This is a genomic window from Actinobacillus lignieresii (assembly GCF_900444945.1).
GTDB lineage: Bacteria > Pseudomonadota > Gammaproteobacteria > Enterobacterales > Pasteurellaceae > Actinobacillus > Actinobacillus lignieresii.
This window is the reverse complement of sequence record NZ_UFRM01000001.1, coordinates 437602-454473: the sequence shown is the minus strand read 5'-3', so window position 1 is coordinate 454473 and position 16872 is coordinate 437602. Positions and strand designations below refer to the sequence as shown.

General features: G+C 44.0%; 24 protein-coding genes and 1 pseudogene. 22 read left to right on the top strand and 3 right to left on the bottom strand.

Annotation, left to right across the window (positions count from 1 at the left end; translation table 11 throughout):
- Nucleotides 1–41: 41 nt before the first annotated feature.
- From DY200_RS02110 to DY200_RS02060, 11 genes and pseudogenes are all read left to right on the top strand, one after another.
- Nucleotides 42–251 carry a MerR family transcriptional regulator gene (locus tag DY200_RS02110; RefSeq protein WP_115586737.1) on the top strand — a complete coding sequence of 70 codons (210 nt, stop codon included), beginning with the start codon at nt 42–44 and terminating at the stop codon, nt 249–251.
- Nucleotides 252–260: 9 nt separating this feature from the next.
- Nucleotides 261–491, top strand: coding sequence for a hypothetical protein (locus DY200_RS02105; protein ID WP_115586736.1), 231 nt, complete (start codon nt 261–263; stop codon nt 489–491).
- Nucleotides 492–493: 2 nt separating this feature from the next.
- Nucleotides 494–706, top strand: coding sequence for a hypothetical protein (locus tag DY200_RS02100; RefSeq protein ID WP_115586735.1), 213 nt, complete (start codon nt 494–496; stop codon nt 704–706).
- The gene (locus DY200_RS02095; protein WP_115586734.1) at nt 697–930 is read left to right on the top strand and encodes a hypothetical protein; all 234 of its coding nucleotides are present in this window, start codon (nt 697–699) and stop codon (nt 928–930) included. Before DY200_RS02100 ends, DY200_RS02095 begins: the two co-directional genes overlap by 10 nt.
- A 14-nt stretch (nt 931–944) precedes the next feature.
- Nucleotides 945–3392, top strand: coding sequence for a replication endonuclease (locus DY200_RS02090; protein WP_115586733.1), 2448 nt, complete (start codon nt 945–947; stop codon nt 3390–3392).
- 14 nt (nt 3393–3406) lie between these two features.
- Nucleotides 3407–3883: pseudogene (gene ssb, locus DY200_RS10770) on the top strand (single-stranded DNA-binding protein).
- A 15-nt stretch (nt 3884–3898) separates the two neighbouring features.
- Nucleotides 3899–4408 (top strand): MazG-like family protein, encoded by a 510-nt coding sequence (locus DY200_RS02080; protein ID WP_115586732.1) that lies wholly within the window; start codon nt 3899–3901, stop codon nt 4406–4408.
- Entirely contained in the window at nt 4405–4746 is a 342-nt protein-coding gene (locus tag DY200_RS02075) for a hypothetical protein (RefSeq protein ID WP_115586731.1), read from the top strand. Before DY200_RS02080 ends, DY200_RS02075 begins: the two co-directional genes overlap by 4 nt.
- A complete protein-coding gene (locus DY200_RS02070; RefSeq protein WP_115586730.1) occupies nt 4736–5281 on the top strand; it encodes a phage N-6-adenine-methyltransferase in 546 nt (181 codons plus the stop codon). Before DY200_RS02075 ends, DY200_RS02070 begins: the two co-directional genes overlap by 11 nt.
- A gap of 83 nt (nt 5282–5364) precedes the next feature.
- Nucleotides 5365–5556 carry a type II toxin-antitoxin system HicA family toxin gene (locus tag DY200_RS02065; RefSeq protein WP_172539908.1) on the top strand — a complete coding sequence of 64 codons (192 nt, stop codon included), beginning with the start codon at nt 5365–5367 and terminating at the stop codon, nt 5554–5556.
- A 69-nt stretch (nt 5557–5625) separates the two neighbouring features.
- Nucleotides 5626–6030, top strand: a complete 405-nt coding sequence (locus DY200_RS02060; protein ID WP_115586729.1) for a type II toxin-antitoxin system HicB family antitoxin — start codon at nt 5626–5628, stop codon at nt 6028–6030.
- Between the two features lie 29 nt (nt 6031–6059).
- Here the strand turns inward: DY200_RS02060 and DY200_RS02055 are convergent, their stop codons facing one another.
- The 3 genes from DY200_RS02055 to DY200_RS02045 form a co-directional block, all read right to left on the bottom strand.
- On the bottom strand, nt 6060–6332 hold the full coding sequence (locus DY200_RS02055) for a hypothetical protein (protein WP_115586728.1): 273 nt from the start codon (nt 6330–6332) through the stop codon (nt 6060–6062).
- Between the two features lie 80 nt (nt 6333–6412).
- A complete protein-coding gene (locus DY200_RS02050) occupies nt 6413–7453 on the bottom strand; it encodes a phage portal protein (RefSeq protein WP_115586727.1) in 1041 nt (346 codons plus the stop codon).
- Between the two features lie 9 nt (nt 7454–7462).
- Entirely contained in the window at nt 7463–9265 is a 1803-nt protein-coding gene (locus DY200_RS02045) for a terminase large subunit domain-containing protein (protein WP_115586726.1), read from the bottom strand.
- A 192-nt stretch (nt 9266–9457) separates the two neighbouring features.
- Between DY200_RS02045 and DY200_RS02040 the strand changes: the two genes are divergently transcribed.
- From DY200_RS02040 to DY200_RS01990, 11 genes are all read left to right on the top strand, one after another.
- Entirely contained in the window at nt 9458–10336 is an 879-nt protein-coding gene (locus DY200_RS02040) for a GPO family capsid scaffolding protein (RefSeq protein ID WP_147291294.1), read from the top strand.
- An 11-nt stretch (nt 10337–10347) separates the two neighbouring features.
- Nucleotides 10348–11337, top strand: a complete 990-nt coding sequence (locus DY200_RS02035) for a phage major capsid protein, P2 family (RefSeq protein ID WP_115586724.1) — start codon at nt 10348–10350, stop codon at nt 11335–11337.
- Between the two features lie 23 nt (nt 11338–11360).
- Nucleotides 11361–12230: a phage terminase small subunit gene (gpM, locus tag DY200_RS02030; protein WP_115586723.1), complete on the top strand. Its 870-nt coding sequence runs from the start codon at nt 11361–11363 to the stop codon at nt 12228–12230.
- Nucleotides 12223–12675, top strand: coding sequence for a head completion/stabilization protein (locus DY200_RS02025; RefSeq protein WP_115586722.1), 453 nt, complete (start codon nt 12223–12225; stop codon nt 12673–12675). Before gpM ends, DY200_RS02025 begins: the two co-directional genes overlap by 8 nt.
- Nucleotides 12676–12715: 40 nt before the next feature.
- Nucleotides 12716–13204, top strand: coding sequence for a phage tail protein (locus tag DY200_RS02020; RefSeq protein WP_244924173.1), 489 nt, complete (start codon nt 12716–12718; stop codon nt 13202–13204).
- Nucleotides 13185–13859, top strand: a complete 675-nt coding sequence (locus DY200_RS02015; protein ID WP_115586721.1) for a phage virion morphogenesis protein — start codon at nt 13185–13187, stop codon at nt 13857–13859. Before DY200_RS02020 ends, DY200_RS02015 begins: the two co-directional genes overlap by 20 nt.
- Before the next feature lie 34 nt (nt 13860–13893).
- Entirely contained in the window at nt 13894–15033 is a 1140-nt protein-coding gene (locus tag DY200_RS02010; RefSeq protein ID WP_115586720.1) for a DUF2586 domain-containing protein, read from the top strand.
- Entirely contained in the window at nt 15026–15484 is a 459-nt protein-coding gene (locus DY200_RS02005; RefSeq protein WP_172539906.1) for a phage protein, read from the top strand. The genes DY200_RS02010 and DY200_RS02005 overlap by 8 nt, the downstream gene beginning before the upstream one ends.
- 67 nt (nt 15485–15551) lie before the next feature.
- Nucleotides 15552–16028: a lysozyme gene (locus DY200_RS02000; protein ID WP_218565489.1), complete on the top strand. Its 477-nt coding sequence runs from the start codon at nt 15552–15554 to the stop codon at nt 16026–16028.
- 8 nt (nt 16029–16036) lie between these two features.
- Complete coding sequence (locus tag DY200_RS01995) at nt 16037–16567, top strand: hypothetical protein (protein ID WP_115586719.1); 531 nt, start codon at nt 16037–16039, stop codon at nt 16565–16567.
- Complete coding sequence (locus DY200_RS01990; protein WP_115586718.1) at nt 16564–16869, top strand: hypothetical protein; 306 nt, start codon at nt 16564–16566, stop codon at nt 16867–16869. Before DY200_RS01995 ends, DY200_RS01990 begins: the two co-directional genes overlap by 4 nt.
- Nucleotides 16870–16872: the final 3 nt, after the last annotated feature.

The following is a 16872-nucleotide window of genomic DNA, read 5'->3' as shown; positions in this document are numbered from 1 at the left end:
AGGGTTATTTATTTTTCATCACTTAATTTTCGGGGGTTAGCATGCAGGAACAAGCTCAAACCATTATCAACTTAGGCCCTACGCTGCCGATGATGAGTTATCAAGAGTTCGCTAAGCAGATGAACGTATCTATTAGAACAGTGCAAAGACGCGTAGAAGAAGGCGCACTCCCCACCATCGAACTTGGCAAAGGCAACCGTATGATCAACGTAGCGCTACTCTGGAAAGAAGCATTAGAAAAACCTTATTAGGCGGTAATGATGAAAAGCATTGAAGAGCAATTACACCCAGCAATCCGAGCAGGTTTAGAAGCGGCACGCAAACGGGTGAAAAAATACAAAGAAATGGGCGTGATTGTCGAGGGCGACGCAACAAGCTTGCGCAGGCTCTACTTACAGCAAACACAAGATTTCAAAAAATTCAAAAGCAGAGTGCAAACACAAAAAACACTCCAACGATTACAACAACGTAGCGCAGCATTGGCAGGTTAAACATGGCAAGACAAACGCAACAGCAAAAAAGAAGAGAAATCGCACAGTTAGAAATCAAACTATCGGTCGCTAAACATAACTGCAATAGCTACTCAGCAAGATTTAGCAGAACAGGCAACCCACAAGACCAAACACGCTATTACTACTTTGCCGATGAAGCATATAAATACTTAACCCAACTTAACAAACTAAAAAGAACAATCACATGGCATTAATTTACGTAAGAAATTTAAAACTGGTACGAAGCCACGTGATCGACAGCCCAGTAAACCCTACCCCCCTGTTTAGCGTGTACCAAGGTGATGAGCTGAAATTAGACAAAGCCACCTTTGAACAGGCGTTTGCCTACATTATGGATAAGTGGAAACACGAAATAGGCACAGCCATAAAACATTCAGACAGCAACGCAAACTTAAAACTAACCACAACCATTCGATAACAAAGAGACATAAAATGAGCCGTGAAGTGTTGGAATTTAACCTTGAAGAGCAATCCCCCTACGTTGCAGAGACTCAAGCGAGAGTTCCAACCCTTCACGGCTTATCTATTGCGCAGCTTGAAGCGCAATTCTTATCACGCACAGAGCGTACAGAATTAGGTTTAACGCCAGATTATCCAATTCAAGGCGAACCAAACCACACATTCACACAGGCAGACGTAGAAAAAGCCTACATCAAGCCATTTCACCAAGATTACACCGCCCACGAAACGCAATTAGAGTTATTTGAGAGTGTACCGCAATACGTGTACGCAGATGTTGAGCGCTTACTCAAAGCCTTACCAACCAAATCACAGCAAAATCAATTTCGCCGCATTTATCTCAATGCCCTCAAACGCCATGCGCAAGACGAGCAAGGCAGACTCATTCCCGTTTGTGATCGCATTCGCAATGCAAACGACTATCTGCAACAGCGGGTCAGCACACTGGTAAACGAACGTTTAAGCAAAGTTTTCCCGCAATACAACTTAAACCTAGACATTCTTTCAGAAACGCTGAAACACAAATACCAGTGGGCAATAGAGCAAACTCGTTCAGACATGAACCTCTTCATGTTCGACTTTGAGCGAGATTACGACAAAGCGCAACGCACGGAAACGGGCGAGGCGCTATTGCCGTTTTATTTGCTCAGCGAGCGCAAACTCAAACAACTGGCAGACGACGTGGCAGGCGTGTTCGGGCACGCTCAAGCCGCATTCTTTGAAGCATTAGCACTCAATGACGAACAACCAACGCCAGAAAACGCTCACCTTGTAATGGAGCGCATTTATGTTAAATGCGGCGAAATGTGCGAGCAAGCAGGCTTTGAATTCCCATACTGGGAAAGCTATCAGCACTGTATCGAATCATGCAAAGCCCCCAAAGCACTGAGCATGGGCGTAGCACTACGTAAAATCGCCGAGGCGGAATACTGGTTCAAACAGTTCCGCATTCAGCAAAAACGCTTATTAGAACATATCCGTATCGCTTGCGGTGAAGTGCATAAGCACGCAGGCGTGTACGTCTCAAACACCGCAGCGAAGTGTTACGACCGAGCACAGAAACAAGCGGTCGAATTTCTCAAAAACAGCATACTGGTAAACGTAGAAAACGAAGAAGAGCAGGTAGAACTGTTTGATATGTGGTTTAAATCAAACAGCAACCCACGTATCCGCCGCTATGAAATGATGAACACCTTAAGAGGTATTGAAGAATGGGCAGAAGAAAAGAACCACGAAGCCCTCTTTCTTACACTCACTGCACCCTCATCATTTCACGCTATGCACAACAGCGGAAAGAATAACCGCAAGTGGAAAGGCACAAGCCCACGTAATACACAAGCCTACCTTGTAAAAGTGTGGGCGCAATTCCGTGCGCTTTTAGCAAAACGCAAAATTGCCTTCAAAGGCATGCGAGTGGCAGAACCGCACCACGACGCCACCCCGCACTGGCATTTACTGGTTTACGTGGAAAGCCAATACATCGACGAAGTGACCGAGTTATTCACCAAAAAAGCCCTAGAGTTAGACGGGGACGAACGAGGTGCAGCGGAGCACCGCAGTAAAGTAGAAAAATGCGATAAAACCAAAGGCAGTGCAACCGCCTACATTGCGAAATATATCTCTAAGAACATCGGGGGATTTTCTGATTTTGAAACCGAAAGTACACCCGAGTTGGATTTAGGCTTAACGCTCAAGGCGGATGAAGCCGATCTCAACATCAACGACAACGCCCGCAGAGTCAAAGCATGGGCAAGCTTGTGGGGTATTCGCCAGTTCCAATTCTTCGGCGTAGGCTCAATCAGCGTTTGGCGAGAACTCAGACGTTGCGTATTCGCACAAGTTGAGGGTGACAAGCTGATGGAAGATTTATTCATCGCCGCAGACATGGCGGAATATGCGCTTTACATGGAAAAACAAGCGCAGGGTTCACTACGTTCAGCGCCCGTGAAAGCGCATTACATTGAAACAGGTGAGAATCAATTCGGCGATACAACCAAGAAAATCATCGGCGTGCGCAATGTACTTGCGCAGGTAGAAGGGGAAGACGTGAAATTCATCAAAACCCGTCTTAAATCGTACCAAGTCCGAATTCAACCTAAAAAGACTTCAACCGCACCAGCGGTTGAAGCTCAAACAACACGGGGCGCAAGCCCCGCTCGGACTTGTGTCAATAACTGTAACCCTAGTGATAGCAAGGCTCCACAGGGTGAAAGCGGCACAAGTGTGAGTCAAACGGTAGCGCAATATCTGGAACAACACGCTGAAGCGCACAAGCGGTTAAAAAATGCGCTGAAATTGCAAGGCATACCAGAACGCTTTTTAAACAGTTACCGAGAAATGAGCCTCTTACAAGGCGGAACCATTATTTTATTTAACAACGTACGCGCCCAATTTAACGGCGTGGAGATTATCTACAACTAAAACATGGAGAAACTATGGCAGGTATTAATAAAGTGATCTTGATTGGTCGATTGGGTGCAGACCCAAAATTAAACAATGAAGCGGACATTGAAAAACTATGCGCCCGCTTAAGCATTGCAACCAGCGAAAGCTGGCAAGACCAACGCACAGGCGAAAAAATCGAGCGTACAGAATGGCACAGCGTTGTGCTATGGCGTCGCTTAGCAAAAATAGCGAGCGACTACTTACGCAAAGGCGACAACGTGTAGATAGAAGGCAAGTTACAAACCCGCAAATGGACCGATAACCAAGGCATAGAACGCTATACGACGGAGATCATCGCAAGCAGTTTGCAAATGTTAGGCGGTAAGAAAGACGTCCAACAAAGCGCATCCACCGCAAGCGCCCCCGCACCGGTAGCAAATGCACACGTAATGACAGACGAGGAAGCGAAAGAGGCTCAACAAGCGCAACAACCGCAGCCGACTTTTGATGATGAAATTCCGTTTTAATAATTAGGGGGAAAAATGAAAGAATTAATTAAAAATATTGAACAATGGGCCGAAGACCGTAATTTGATTGCAGGTTCAACACCGCAAAAACAATTCTTAAAATTGATGGAAGAATTTGGCGAGTTGTGTGCAGGCGTGGCAAAGAATAAACCTGAAGTGATTAAAGATAGTATTGGCGATTGTCTTGTAGTTACTATTATATTAGCTTGCCAAATAAAAGCTAGTAGATGGTTTATTGACAAGGCTTTGGTTGATTCAGATTGTTCAACTGAAAATAATGAATTTATTTGTATGAGATTAGCCGGTGTTTTGGGTAATTTATCTAAATTAATTATATTCAGAAATGGTATTTACCATATAAACGAGGTTTATTCTAATTTTTATGAAATAGTATATTTTCTAAATAAGTTGGCTCTTAATAAAGAAATGAATTTAGAAAGTTGTTTATATTTGGCTTGGCAAGAAATAAAGGATAGAAAAGGTCGTATGATTGATGGGGTGTTTGTGAAAGAGGCGGATTTATGATTATTAATTTCTCTATCAAAAAACTAATTATTGATTCAATTATTTTAGGCGTATTTATTTATGCCAATATTTTTGAAAATTCACAATTAATTAATGCGTTTTTATGGTTCTTCTGGGTAATGAATATTCTCTGTCTTTTCAGTATTTTCAGTAAACCCAGCGCCTATTTTTCAGAAAATAGAATAAAACAAGGTTTCTATACTGAGCTTATCGGCGCATGTGTATTTGCTTATTTTGGTTATTATTTTTTAGCAACACTAGGCTTTTTTATTACCTTAGCATTTTTAGGATCTAGAAGTGTTAAACAATGCAAAAAGGAAAATTCAAATGACGATTAAATCAAACACGGCAGCAGAAGACAAAGACAAATGGGCTACGCCGTGGTGGGCATTTTATTTTGCTGAGCATTGGTTCGATTTACCGCAATTTGAGCTAGATTGCGCAGCATCAGAACATAATACGAAATGCAAGCGATTTATCAGCGAACAAGAAAACGCACTAGAAATCGAATGGAACGCTCAGCACTGCTGGCTGAATCCGCCCTACTCTAACCCGCTTCCATTCGTAGAAAAGGCGATCGCACAATCGAAACAAGGTAAAACCGTAGTGATGTTATTAAACGTAGATAACTCTACACGCTGGTTCGATATGTGCGTGCAACACGCCTCCGATATTGTTTACATCACAAAAGGGCGCTTGCCGTTTATCCACAACGCCACAAGGCAAGAGATGAAGGGCAATAATAAACCGCAGATGTTCGTACTATTCAATGAACGAAAGTGGAAAAGCCGAGATAAAAAGGTCCGCTCACGCTACGTCTCTATTGATGATGTACGCAGAAAGGGAGAGTTACAGCAGGCTAAGAAGCAGTAAGTTGATATATTTAAAAAAAATAACTCCGATAACTCTTGACATAGAGAGTTATTGGGGTTATCATTACCACATAAGCAACCGATATGGAGGAAACGTTGGATAGTCACTCAGCAATCAAAATGATTCTAGCCGATGGCTGGTATTTAGACCGAGTAAAAGGCAGTCATCATCAGTATAAACACCCCACAAAAAAAGGTACGGTCACCATACCACACCCACGAAAAGATTTGGGGCATTTAGAAAAAAGTATTAAGAAACAAGCGGGGCTGGCGTAAGCCCCCTTTAATGTATAAGTTTTTAGATAAAATAGATTGATAAATATAAAATTTAATGAGGGAAGATAAATGTTTTATGTGGTTTGTTTAGAAAAAGTCAGTGATGGTTATGTGGTATCCGTTCCAGATGTTCCAGGTTGTTTTTCTGCAGGTGATACCTTTGCTGAAGCATTACATAATGTAAAAGAAGCAATCGCCTTCCATATTGAAGGAATGCTAGAAGACGGAGACGAGATTCCACAACCGCACGAGCTTGAAGAGCACTTAGATAATCCAGAATATCAAGGGTTATTATTCTCAGGCGTGGAAGTGGATTTAACCCACTTAATGGGTAAATCTGAAAAAATCAATGTAACCCTACCGTCATTATTAATTCGCAAAATTGACGAATTAGTAGCTCAAAATCCTGAGTATAAAACCCGCAGTGGTTTTCTTGCTCAAGTTGCGACCGAACGTGTATTCGCTCACAGCTAAAAAAAAGCCCGCAGTTGCGGGCTTTTTTACTATGCTTTAGCAAGATACGAATTGCAAGCTAAACTCAATTTTTTGACCGCTTCGTGCGGTAACGCTTTAATAAGCTGATCGAAATTATCTTCTTGTAGCTTCGACTTACGCACTTCGTGCGCAAATTCTACATTTTCCGTCCATACTCTCCCACAATCGGGGTTAGTGCAGTAAATATAATGCTGACTTAATCCGTCTGCGATTTTTACCGTTTTCTGAATACGTGCCACGCTTGCGCACACTGAACAATGTTTTTTGCAGTTTCTTGCCATAAAATCCCCTTATAAAAATACGGCGATAGTGTAGCATTTCTCGCTACGATATCGCCACAAAATAAAAATGAAAAATAATATTATTTTTCGTTGTTATTACTTGCAATTTCCTCAAAGATTAATCGTAACTCGCCACTAATTTCACGGTCTGAATTTACTGCATCAGCAATCAAATTTCGCATCGGGAAAACTTCGTCCGACTGATACGCTTCCCGAATTTTTAAGGGGTCGCCAAAACTACCTGTGGTCGGAATAATACCACTTAAGCCAGGGGGGAAACGGTGTGCAGTCAGAACGTCTTGGGCCGAAATATTTTTGATTGTGCCGAATTCGTCTTTTTTGCCCGTGTCGCCGATCGGAATCACTTTCACGCCGTCAGGGTCGCCCCCTGGAATATTAAGAAAGATTGAACGGAAGTTACCCACGCCGCGCGAATTTGCGATCTTTTCAGCGAGTTCATCTTCAATTTCCTCATCCATGTCGGGGTCAGTTGTATAAAGAATAAAGCCCATATGCGCCCCGTTCTTATAGTAGCGTCTGCGGAAGATAGTTGCATCGCTATTCAGCAAGGCAGACTGCAAACCGCCCAAATAATCAGGCAAGCCGTAAACTTGCTGAGCGGGGTCATACAAGCGGATAAAAATCACATCTTTCTCGCTAAAGTCCATTTCTTCGTTGAACGACGTGTCATAAATCGAATTACGCACAATATAGCGATACCCTCCATCTTTACGCTTACGCAGATAGAGCGATGACAGCACGTGCAACCCAACGACTTTACCAAACGCATTGCGTAATTTAAGCAAGCCCACATCGCCGAACTGAATCAAGTTAAGCACCAACGCTCGCATATCCATTAAGCTAAGCGCCCCTCGTTTATAGCCCGCTGCGATCATATTTGCACGGCTATTTAAAATGCCACAGTGTTGAGCGTTTTGATACGGCAATTTCGCCAACGCAAAGCGATTCACAGGCGTTTCATAACACTTAAATACATCGCTATAGCTTAAGCCAACGTAATCCAGTGCGGGCGCTGCCGTCTCGCCACCGTCACGGAACGGCAGAACCGAATAATGCTTTTTCGGCTTTTGATTTTGAGATTGTGTAAGATTTTTCGTCATTTTTTATCCTTATCCGCCGATAACCACGCGTGATCGGCGTTTTGGTTTACTATCATCTAACTGTTTACGATTGATTGCATTCGCAATCGCCCAAAACACGTCAGCGTGTTGTGATTTCATGTTGCGTTCCGCAACATACGTAATTTTTCCCGAATTGCGGGTAGCGGTCTGTTTCACCATTAGGAACGCTGCTGGAATATCGCTTTCTTGCTCATTCCATTCAATCATTGAATTTTCGACCAAGTTATGTACTTTCAGTACCATTTCTGTTTTTGCATCTGGCGTGTACGGCACGGGTTCAACGATTCGGCGTGCGGCGTTTTTCAGATTGTTGTAAACACCGTAGCCAACTCCGTTTGCATCAATACCGATATATGAGAAGTTATACCGCTTCATTAAGTCTTTAATTTGCCCTTCTTGCCATAAATAAGACAACCCGAACCACTGGTAACGAGCCAGTACCCGATATTTCTCACCGTGCACCATTGGGGGCGCAACAATCACAAAGCTTGCGCCGTCAAAACTCTCTGCGGGGTCGTACCCGCCCCATACCTCACGATTACCAAACGGGCGATCGCTTTCGGGGTCAAAATCAGACCATTTACCGATATCGACCGAACATTTCAGCAAGTGCAAAATCGTAAAAATGGAATCCGCATCATCTACCCAATGGCACATAAAGAGCTGATTGAATGCGTGTGTGCTATATTTTTGCTTAAGCGCATCAATATCAAATAATGAACCTGCTCCACCTTTCAGCGCATCTTCGATCGTAACCACATAGCGCCAAGCGCCATCTGGGCAATCACGCCCACCGTCACGATAATCGCTTACAGTTGGGAAAATAACGTCCTTGCGTGAGCGGTCTTCCCCTTTCCACATCTCTCCCGACCAGAAAGCATAAGATTCGTGCAATCGGCTTGAGGGGGTCGAGAAATACGTCTCACGCCATTTTTTATGCGTTGCCATTGCTGACGACACAGTGTAGAACTCTTCAAAGTTACGCAACCACGCAAATTCATCGCCGTACACGTGGCCGTGATAGCCTTGCGCCGTACTTTTATTGGTTGATAAGAAGTGCAGCTCAGCGCCATTACTTAAAATAATCGGATTGCCTTTTAGTTCTACATTAAAATACTGACGTGCCATTTTTACAATGTAGGTTTTAAAAATCTCAGACTGGCGCTTAGAAGCAGAAAGAAAGATCTGATTATCGCCCGTCTTAATAGCCTGTTCTAATGCTTCAAACGCAAAGTAATAAGTTGCGCCAATTTGACGGCTCTTTAAGAGAATACGCACCGCACGATCAAGATGCTCACGCATATGTAGCTGATACTTAAAGAGCGATTCCAAAAACGGTGCAAACATTTCATCCGTAATGTGCGAAATGTCATTCTTAACCGCTTTTTTGCGCTCTTTTTTGGGCGCATCGTCATCACGATCACTATTTGCAAATTCTTGAGAATTTCCGACCGCTTGCGCTTTTTTGTGTGCCTTTGCTCGCTGCGCTTTATACTGAATATCTCTATCAATCAGCGCATTCAGCTCTTCAATTTCTTCTTTTGTTTTGCTCTCACGTTCGATTAGCGTCACGATACGTAAAGCAATAAGTTCTTCTACCCCTCGTTCCCCTAGCATATTTCGCCAGTTGTATTTTTCTGCCCAGTAGTAAATCGGGCGTGGCGAATTCAAGCCCAGTTCTTTCGCAATTTCTTGCGGGGTATATTTCTTTAAGTACAAAAAACGAGCTTCAAAGATCGTTTCTTCCGAATAGCGTGATTTACGCTTTTTTAATTTCTCAGTTGTTTTCATTCCTCGCTTTAGCTCCGTAATTGGCGCTATTTTGCGGGAGAAAAAGCCTTAAAACTTGTATCAGTTTTCGGATATGTTCGGATAAGGATCTGTTTTGCGCCGATATCCACGAATAACCGAATTTTGCAGAATGAAACGCACGAAAAAATCCGTAAAAATCAGCACACTTATTTTTCGCACGAGAAAAAACGAATGGACAAAATCAAACTATCAACAGACTGGATTTGCATCGCAACCAGCGGTGCAACAGTGGATGGGCGCGAAATTAGCGCAAAAGACGTACTCGATATGGCCGAAACTTACGACCCGAAAGAGTACACGGCGCTGATTTGGGCTGAGCATTTCCGCTGGTCGAATTACGGCCAAGTGTTGGAAGTGAAAGCAGAAGAAAAAGACGGCCAAGCGAAGTTATACGCAAAAATCAGCCCGAATGCTCAACTGCTATCAGTCAATCAGCAAGGGCAGAAACTCTTCACCAGCATTGAAATTTACCCAAATTTCAATAATACGGGTAAAGCGTATTTAGGCGGTTTAGCAATCACAGACAGCCCCGCAAGCCGTGGCACAACGCAGTTAAATTTCAGCGCACGCAATATCCCAGACGGCACACAGTTCGGTGCGCCAGAGGAATTTAAATTCACGGTGCAAGAGCAAGAATCACAACTCGATGAAGAACAAGTAAAACGTGCATTTAGCGCTTTACGCAGATTCTTCTTCGGTGATGAGCATAAAAAAACAAAAGTCGAACCGACTTTTAACTTAGCCGATATTGGCAGCCCTCAACAACAAGAGGAATTTTCTTTGACTAAAGAAGAACTTACCGCAGCTATCGCTGCGGGTGTAACACAGGCATTCGCTGCTCAGAATCAAGCACAAGAGCCAAAAGCGCCAAGCAAACCTGCACCGAAGCCCGAAGAAGCGGAAACGGTAACGAAAAAAGAATACAACGCATTAAAAGCACAGTTTGATGAATTATCAAATAAGTTTAATGCGTTAAGCACGCAAGCAGTAACGCAAACCCCAGCAGGTGCGCCAGAGAATTTCACGGCTGCACAAACACCAATTTTCTAAGGGGGTAAACATTGTTTAATCAAGTTATTGATCTCGTAGCTAAACGCTACGGCATTGACCCAAATGTATTGCGCTTGGGTCAATCCTTTTCGGTAAAACCGACAGAAGCGGCAGAACTTGCAGGCAATATCCAACAGAAATCGGACTTTCTGAAAAAAATTAACGTGATTGGTGTAACCAACATTAAAGGCCGAAAAATTTGGGGCGCAACGGAAAAAGCCATTACGGGCCGTAAATCAGATGGTCGCTATCTTGCAAATATTGAAGCGTCAGAGAACGAATATGAATTACACGCAACAGACACGGGCGTGATTATTCCGTGGGAATACTTTGACAACCTTGCAGGCTTAGGCATCAACAAATTAATGGCAGGTATTGCAGACTTCGTCAGCACACAAACTGCATTAGACCAATGTCAAATCGGCTGGCACGGCGAAAGCGCTGCAAAAGACACCAAAGACGCAGAATTGAAAGATGTAAACATCGGTTGGATTAAGCAGCTTGAATTAGGTCGCCCGCAAAATGTTTACACCGGTGGCGAAGACAATCAAATCACTATTTTTGGTGAGGGTGCAGAATTCGCCAACTTAGACGAATTAGCGTTAGACCTCCGTCAAGGTTTAGATCAGCGCCATCAAAACCGCAATGATTTAGTGTTCTTAGTGGGCCGTGAATTAGCCTCAAAAGAAGCGAAACTCATCAGCAAAAAATACGGTTTAACGCCGACCGAGCGTGCGGCATTAGGCTCAAATATGTTGCTGGGTTCATTTGGTGGTATGGAAGGCTTCACACCGCCGAACTTCCCAGCGAAAGGCGCAGTAGTAACCACGCTATCAAACTTAAGTATTTATTACCAAAACACCAGCGTACGCCGTGCTTTACGTAACGATGAAGACAAAAAAGGCTACGTCAATAGCTATTACCGCAATGAAGGCTATGTAGTAGAAGATTTAGGTCTGATGACTGCAATTAAAGCCGAAAACGTGGTTCTAGGCTCGTAACAAACGAAGGAATTTAACAGAGAATGGGATTGATCGATCAACAGAATAGAATGAAAGCACTCAGCGCACTAGAAGCAGAACAAGTGACGCTGACCGCATCGGCACAGCAAGCGGATGTGAACAATCATGAATATTCTATTTTAGAAATTTCGTTAAATAACGAGATTAATAAAATTCGATCAATGCCCTCTCTTGAACTCCGCTCACAATATAAGCGCGACTACTTCTTGCCGAAGTGGTTGCCATATGCGCACGACTATTTCAAACAAGGGGTGAAATATCAAAATGATGTTGTTGGCTACTGCATTATCTATTTGTTTGATGTTGGAGATTTTACGCAAGCACTTGAACTGGCAAACAGAGCCATTGCAGACGGCCAAAAATTGCCGTTCCACGTCAAACGCACAATCCCCGCGTTTGTCGCAGACGAAATCTACAACTGGACAGAACACACTATTCGCATGGGTGAAAGCGTACAGCCGTTTTTTAATCAAGTATTTCAAAACGTGGCGATGTCGTGGCAACTCATGGAAATAATCAGTGCGAAGTGGTTCAAGCTTGCTGCAACACTGCTCATTCTTAGCAATAAGAAAGCGCATGCAGCAAGTTTTGACGACCCAGAACGCTTACTTCTAGCGATACAGCTTTTACAGCACGCTTACAAACTCAATCATAAAGCGCAAGTGCACACACTGATTGATCGTTGCGAAATGCGACTAAAAAGGCTGCAACAGCTAGGCGTAAACCTCGATTTTTATCGTACTCCACCAGAGGCAAGCAGTAATAGCCAAACCGTGGGAATCAATATTCCTCGCGTGCTTGAGCTACTACTCGCTTCGCCTCTCTCCCTCGAAGAAGTCTTAGAGAAACAAGGAGGCGCGATCAATGCTTAATGGGCGCACAACAGACTACAGCAATGAAACGATTGAGAACGATGGTTTCTGGGGAAGTATCGTAATTGCTGACTTTCAGCGTCAGCGGGCGATTCCGCTGCAAATCCCGCTGGACTTAATCCGCACCGTTTTAGTCGGTGCAATGCAAAACTTAACGCTTGATCTTGCGGAAGTTGAGCAACGCTACCGTGCTGAGGGATTTACCTACGCAAGTGAAATCCCAGGCACAAAAATTAATGGCGAAAACGCCGTACAAACGCTTTACAAAAAAGCCGTTTTTGCCCGAGCAAAGCACGATTTATTACCCGAATTCGCCACCATGTCCGCCCGTGATTTACACGAAAAGCGGGATGTCATCGAAGAACAAAAGCAACTACTAACCGAATCAGTACACGCCGTGCGCACGCTAAAAGGTAAAAAAAGAGGTACGGTATGGATGATTTAGAGGGTTGGGACGGATTAGATAAAGAAGGTTGGAACGGCTAATGAAGCAAATGAAATATCAACAGCTTACCGATTTTTTATTAACGAAGCTCCCCCAGTCATATCAGGCGCATTTTTCTTCGTGGATAGCAGAAGGCGAGCTTTTAGACGAAGGGCGAGATATTACAGAAAACGGCATTGAATTATTTCATTTGCCGTATTCAGCAATTTTCTACTTTGATGAATTGCCATTCCGTGAAATCTCAGCGCTTGAGCTGATGAGCTGGTTCAATATCTGGCTAAAAGAGCACGATTGCGAACGAGACGATTTAGCGCTTTCAGACCCTAAATTTGAAATTGATATGCTCGATGACAACACAGCGATCATCATTTTTAAAGTGGATTTCTATGAGCGCATTGAAGCAGTGAAAGACAGTAACGGTGCATTAAGCTTAGACGGTGAAAACTATCGACTTGATCAAGTCGAAATCGTCACAGCAACGCACATTACTGAAAAAGTGGTAACACAGTTTGATCACGATTACAGCTAATCAGAAATCGCTTAACGCTCTCCGCAACGATTTGCGAGTGTTAGCGCTGCCAAGCGATATAAAAAAACAGATTATCCAGCGCACCGCATGGGCGATAAAAAACGATGCATTGAAAAATGTGCGCCGACAACAATCGCCCGATGGAAAGTCGTGGGAAAAACGTAAGGTCGGTACAGGCAAAATGCTACTGCATCGTGCCCGCTATCTAAATTCAAAACTTGATGGCGATGCGAAAGGGCTACTCTACTACAAGCTACAGCGCACGGCAGAAATATCCGCTATCCATCAGTACGGCTTAGAAGACACCGTTAGTCAGAACCAAAACGACAAAAACAAAGTCGAGGCTGATAAAAACGACCCCGTAACACCTCAGCAAGTCACGAGATTGCTTGCTTTGGGGTATCAAATTCGCAAGCGTGGCAAATACAGAAATGCAACAGCGAGCGAAATTAAGCGCTCACTATCTATGGCGCAAGCGGGTTTAATTATCCGTGTACTGAAAAAGAAATTAAGCTCCGCTACAAACAGCGGCAAAGGTTTAAAAATTAAGATGCCCGAGCGTCCATTTTTGGACACTAACGAGCAACGAAACGGCAACCGAATGCGAGAGCAAATTGAAAAAGTGCTAACAGAAAACGGCATCCGTTTCAAATAGGCATATTGCCAACCCTAAACACAAAAGGAAAAGCATGACTTACCCTTATGTACAGATTAACACCTTAAATCAGCAAAGCGGCGCAACCAAAACCGTTGAACGCACAGCGCTTTTTGTGGGTGTGGGGACGAAAAATCTAAACCAAGTGACAGCGGTAACCGCTGATACAGACTTTGATTTGCTATTCGGCACAGCAGATACCGTACTGAAAAAACAAGTACGTGCAGCAATGCAAAACGCAGGTCAGAACTGGTTTGCGTATGTGTATCAAATGGCAGAAGAAGGCTACAGCTTCACGCAAGCGGTTAAAGACGCAAATCTTTCTGCAAGCTACGAATATGCAGTAAACACAAACACGCTCGGCGTAGATAAAGCGGCAATTAATGCATTGCAAGCGCTTTACGCGGAATTGCTGGCAACTTATGGTCGCCGTCAATTCTTTATCCAGGCGTTAGACGGTATCAGTGCCGAAGAAGAAAACGGCGAAACGTGGGCGCAGTACGTAGCGCGTTTAACAGAATTACAGAAAGGCATTGTCGCCGACCACGTGATGTTAGTGCCGAATCTATTTAGCCAAGACGCAGGCGCATTAGCAGGTCGTTTAGCTGATCGTAGCGTGACCGTAGCTGATAGCCCGTGCCGTGTGAAAACAGGCGCAATGAAAGGCTTAGATGCGGTAAAACCGAAAGACAAAGACGGCGCAGAATTAGATGTCGCAACGCTGAAAGCGTTAGAAATTGCGCGCTACTCTACAGCAATGTGGTATCCCGATTATGACGGACTGTACTGGTCCGATGGTCGCACACTCGATGCCGAGGGCGGTGATTTCCAAGTGATTGAAAATGTGCGTATTGCAGACAAGGCAGCACGTACCGTCCGCATCCGTGCGATCGCAAAAATCGGCGACCGCTCATTAAATTCAAGTAGCGGTAGCATCGAGGTGCATAAAACGTACTTCGCAGGCGTATTGCGTGAGATGTCGAAATCGACCTCTATTAACGGCGTTGATTTCCCGGGCGAATGTTACGCACCGCAAGACGGCGATATTGAAATCACGTGGATGAATAAAAATGAAGTGGTGATCTACATCATTGTGCGTCCGTTAGAGTGCCCGAAAGGGATTACCGTCGATATCGCATTAGACTTAACAACATTAGGAGCAAGCAATGAGTAGAGAACGTATTAGCGGTATGAGCTTCGATTTCTATATCGGCTTGATTCCGTTTCACGCAGAAAGCGTGAGCTTAAGTATTACTGACAACACCGCAGCCGCACAAACGCGCGGTATTCCGGACGGCTACGTTCTGGGCGATGTGGCAGCGGAAGGCGAAATTGAACTCGATGAACGCAACTTCAAGAAAATCAGTGTTGCCGCATCGGCTGCGGGTTCATATCGTGATATTCCGTGTTTCGATATGACGTTCTTCGCAAATCGTGGGGGCGTGCGCACAAAAGTTGAAGCGTTTGATTGCAAGTTAGTCGTAACAGACTTAATCAATATTGACCCGAAAGGCGGTTCAAAATCGACTAAGAAAGTTAAGTATTTTGTAACAAGCCCAGACTTCGTCAGCATTGACGGCGTGCCGTATCTCAGCAAAGAAGATACTCGCGATCTTATCGGATAACCAAGCTCCAAGGCGGATAGCTTTGGGGTTTATTCAATAAAACAAAAGCAAAACTAAAGGAATAAAAATGAAGAAAAGTATTGTGTTCTTGGCGCTCAGCGCAAGCGGTTTAGCACTGATTAAATCGTTCGAAGGTCGCAAGTTAAAAGCTTACCGTGACGTAAAAGGCGTGCCGACCATTGGCTACGGCCATACGTTAAACGTGAAGATGGGGCAAGAGATTACCGCCGAACAAGCAGAAGAATTGCTCAAGCAAGATGTAAAACATTTCGAAGACGGCATGAATCAATTGCTTAGCGAAATAGGCGTGCAAGTCACGCAAAATCAATTTGACGCATTAGTCAGCCTCGCATTCAACATTGGTATGCGTGCGTTTGCAAAATCAACATTAGCCAAACTGCTCTACACAATGCACCAAGACGATCAAACGTCTATTTATGCCGTGGCAGATCAGTTCTTACGCTGGAAATATTCTGGTGGCAAAGAATATACGGGCTTATTGGAGCGCCGCAAAAAAGAGCGTATGCATTTCTTGCTCGCATAGGAATTTAAATGGACTGGAAAGAACTATCAAAAACAGTGGGTAAAGTGGCCGCGGGCGTTGCTCCGTTGCTTGCAGGCCCCGCTGGTATTGCCGTAAGTGTGGGCGCATTAATTGCAGACGCACTGGGGACAGATAACTCGCCCGAAGCGGTGGCGAAAGCGTTAAAAACCGACCCAGAGGCAGCACTGAAATTACAAGAAATGCAATTAAAGCATGCGGAATTTTTAGAGCAATCTCGCATTAATCAGTTAAAAATTGAAGCAGACTTAGAAAAATCACGCCTTGCGGACTTGCAACAAGCACGTAGCGTGCACAAAGGGCACTTTATGCCACCATTGCTCACCGTGCTTCTGTTTCTCGCAGTGAGCGGTGCAATCTATGGTTTGATGGCTTTCCAAGTTCCCGAATCTAACAAAGAAGTTGTTTATCTGCTTATCGGTTCGGTAACCACCGCATTTACGCAAGCTTTTGCATACTGGCTCGGCTCAAGCCGTGGCAGCGCCGAAAAACAAGCGATTATCGCAAAGGGGGCTAAATGATTGAAGTATCACAATTAGTCAGCATCTGCATTTCTGGCGTGCTTATCCCCGTTGCATTTCATTTCAACAAATCGATCGCTGAGAACGCTCAGCGAGTTGCAAAACTTGAAAATGATGTAGCAAAAAACTACGTGCAAAAAGCCGATATGCAGGAAATGAAAGCAGAAATCAAAGATTTATTCAGCGATTTAAAAAATGACGTGGGTCATCGTTTAGATCGTATTGAAGAAAAACAAAACATTCTTACAAGCGGTCGATTTGTGCCGCTTTTTGACAAATTCACAAAGAAGACAGAGGACTAAAAC